Genomic DNA, 3,118 nt, shown 5'->3' on the forward strand with positions numbered 1-3,118 from the left:
ATTGAAGTGTTTGTATTTAAAACACTTTCAAATAGCTCATTAGAAATAGCTAAATACTTTTATTTTATATTTGTTCCATTAAATATCATTCTTAGTTTAAGGTTATTATTTAAGAAGAATGAAAAGAAAATATTACCGATTTTTAGTTTAATTGTATCACTATTATTTGCAAGTTTAATTATAGTGTTAGCATTAGCAGCTACAGGAAAAGTCTTATGAGGAGAGTGATATAAATTACTCTTCTTTTTTGTGGTTTTTTTAGATGTATAAGTAGTGTGTAGGAAATAAGGAAAGTGATAAGTTATCAGTAAGAGGACGTACTAGTGAATAGAGAGTGAACTGAAAATACTATATGTTTTGTATGTGTATATAAAGCAAATGAATGCAGTAAGATTCGTGATATATGGTACAATAAACATGGATAGTGATAGAGATAAAGGGTATATAAAATACTCATCGTTTTTAGTAAGAGAGGGGTTATCTTATGCTATACGAGGATTTGATGACATTATTCCAAGCTACTCCGATAGAATTAGATAGAGGCGGCTGGAAATATATAATCCAGGAACAAAATGATAATTATGAAATTGTTGATGAAATGTTAAAAAAGAAAATGAATGTTGAATTGTATTTTAATGAGTATGATGAGGTGAAAATCACTTTATATAAAGATGGAAGCCCTATTACTACTATGCAAAGAATTGCTATTTCAAAAGTTGAGTTGGATGAAGAAGAAGACGGCATTCAATTCGTATTAGAACGCATGCCAAGTCGAATGATTCGTTTGCAATTAAAGCCATACCTTGCAGTAGAAATGGGGCCGTACTGGGAAGTATGTGAAGACTGTGAATGAACATGAAAAAACATCCGTATACACGGATGTTTTTTCATGTTTTTTGAAGTTGTTTAAAGGCAATAATCGGTAGTAAAATGATGCTCACCCAACCGATAATAGGGTATAGAATATGAAGTAATTCACTATATCCGATGAAACTAAAGCAATAACTAATTAGTAATATGAAATAAATAATGTTATTACTTTTCCATCCGGTAATGGATTGCATTTGTTTTGTCATTCCGAATATATTCCCAACTAATGTTGTGAATACTTCACCAAAAATGATAAGAACAAAGAAAAAATGGAAAGTTGCATTAAACCTTCTTACAACTTCAGCCATTGGGATGTTATATTGATAAAATTGATCAACTGATAATATTGCTAAATGGCTACATAATAAAATAAAGCAAAGCCCCGCGCCTCCTAAAATGCCACCCCATAAAATAGCTTTTCGATCTTTTACTTCACTGGCCAATGGGACGAGAACACTTTGGGCGAGAGAAAGATTTAATGCGACATATGTAATAGGGCTAGTAATCCATTTCATATTCCAACTTTCTGTAGGAACAGTTTCAATAATAGGAGTTGTACCATGAATAAAGGTTGTAATAGCAAGTCCGATAATAAAAATCATCATAATAGGTACGACAAGTGTATTCACTTCAAAAACACCTTGTAACCCCCGGCTCCCAATAATGAGGCAGGCGATGACTGTGATGAAAATACCAAGTTGTCTCGGGAGACGGAGTTGTTCTTCAAATACTGCCCCGGCTCCTGATAACATAACGCTAGTTACGCCAAATAATACGAGTAATAATAAAGTATTTACGACATTTCCAAATACATCTCCAAATAAATATTTATTAAATTCTTGCGCTGAAAATGCCCCGATTTGTGATGAAAGTAACATCATTTTTGTACCGAGCCAAATAAAAAAAAATCCACTTATACATATGCCGATGGTCCCGTACAATCCGTTAACTGTAAAAAATTCAACAATTTCTCGCCCAGTAGCAAATCCAGCTCCAACGACCGTTCCGATATAAGTAGCAGCGACTTTCTTTGCTACTTGCCATTGTTGATTGTCCATGTTATCCCTCTTTCTTCTATGATGAGCTTAACTTACTATTATGCATATGTGTGAGCTTGGACAATTAGACATATGAAGTAGTTGAAAGGATACATGAATTATATGATATTAGGGAAATATTAAGGTTGTTAAAACTTTGTTACATATAAGCTGTTCATTCGGAAGAATAGGGGATATATGGTAAAATGAAGTTAGGTTATTAAAAGATAGTAACATGATAAGAGGAGTGGATTGTATGAGTACGAAAACAAATGTTGTTGAAGTATTAAACAAGCAGGTAGCAAACTGGAATGTATTATATGTGAAACTGCATAATTATCATTGGTATGTGACAGGACCACACTTCTTTACATTACATGAGAAATTTGAAGAGTTTTATAATGAAGCAGGAACGTACATTGATGAGTTAGCAGAGCGTATTTTAGCGTTAGAAGGAAAACCGTTAGCGACAATGAAAGAGTATTTAGCAACTTCAACTGTAATCGAAGGGACAAGCAAAGAGTCTGCAGAAGAAATGGTACAAACTTTAGTAAACGATTTTTCTGCACTTATTCAAGAATTAAAAGAAGGTATGGAAGTAGCTGGTGAAGCTGGTGATGAAACGTCAGCTGATATGCTATTAGCAATTCATACGACATTAGAACAACATGTATGGATGTTAAGTGCATTCTTAAAATAAACATAAATTGATTAAAGAAAAACTCTATCGAAAAATTCTTTCAATAGAGTTTTTTATAATTTTTCAGTTTTCTTTTATGCTATAATATAGTAAAAAGGAGGCGATACGATGTTTCGCTTTTTCAGAACTGGAAAAGAAGATAGGGAAATTACGAAAGATGAATTAGAACAAGCGATGGCTAAGTTTTTAGAAACGAATGCTAATATCGTTTATACAGTCTTAGTAAATGATGATTACACAGTAAATTATGATTTGTTAAAGCCTTATTTACCTGCATTTCCAACAAATTTTTTTCTGATAACGAAGGAAACGCTTGAAGTATTTGAACATACAGAAGAAAATTTAAACCTAGTTAAAGAAATTGATATCGTACAAAAGGCCGTAGATCAATATGTAACAGAAAAAGAAATGTTCCCAATTGTTGAAGATAGCGAAGATCGCCTCATATGCGGAGTGAAATTAGGACCATATTTAAATCGTATATTAAAAAGAAACTTATATATTTCAGAAA

5 protein-coding genes are annotated in these 3,118 nt (G+C 32.4%); 4 read left to right on the plus strand and 1 reads right to left on the minus strand.

What is annotated here, in order from left to right; all coding sequences use genetic code 11:
* Both AB3X48_RS19985 and AB3X48_RS19990 read left to right on the plus strand, forming a co-directional pair.
* The coding region (locus AB3X48_RS19985) for a hypothetical protein (protein ID WP_367959854.1) at window positions 1-219 on the plus strand (219 nt) is incomplete at its 5' end.
* A gap of 265 nt (window positions 220-484) precedes the next feature.
* The gene (locus AB3X48_RS19990) at window positions 485-853 is read left to right on the plus strand and encodes a DUF3979 family protein (protein ID WP_002158217.1); all 369 of its coding nucleotides are present in this window, start codon (window positions 485-487) and stop codon (window positions 851-853) included.
* Window positions 854-887: 34 nt separating this feature from the next.
* Here AB3X48_RS19990 and AB3X48_RS19995 read toward each other — a convergent pair whose 3' ends face one another.
* The gene (locus AB3X48_RS19995; RefSeq protein ID WP_002158216.1) at window positions 888-1,928 is read right to left on the minus strand and encodes a YkvI family membrane protein; all 1,041 of its coding nucleotides are present in this window, start codon (window positions 1,926-1,928) and stop codon (window positions 888-890) included.
* Window positions 1,929-2,163: 235 nt separating this feature from the next.
* Here AB3X48_RS19995 and AB3X48_RS20000 point away from each other — a divergent pair, with 235 nt between their 5' ends.
* On the plus strand, window positions 2,164-2,607 hold the full coding sequence (locus AB3X48_RS20000) for a Dps family protein (RefSeq protein ID WP_002200786.1): 444 nt from the start codon (window positions 2,164-2,166) through the stop codon (window positions 2,605-2,607).
* 108 nt (window positions 2,608-2,715) lie between these two features.
* A partial coding sequence (locus tag AB3X48_RS20005) for a DUF3939 domain-containing protein (RefSeq protein WP_367959855.1) occupies window positions 2,716-3,118 on the plus strand: 403 nt, incomplete at its 3' end.

This window comes from Bacillus sp. S4 (assembly GCF_040838205.1).
GTDB lineage: Bacteria > Bacillota > Bacilli > Bacillales > Bacillaceae_G > Bacillus_A > Bacillus_A cereus_U.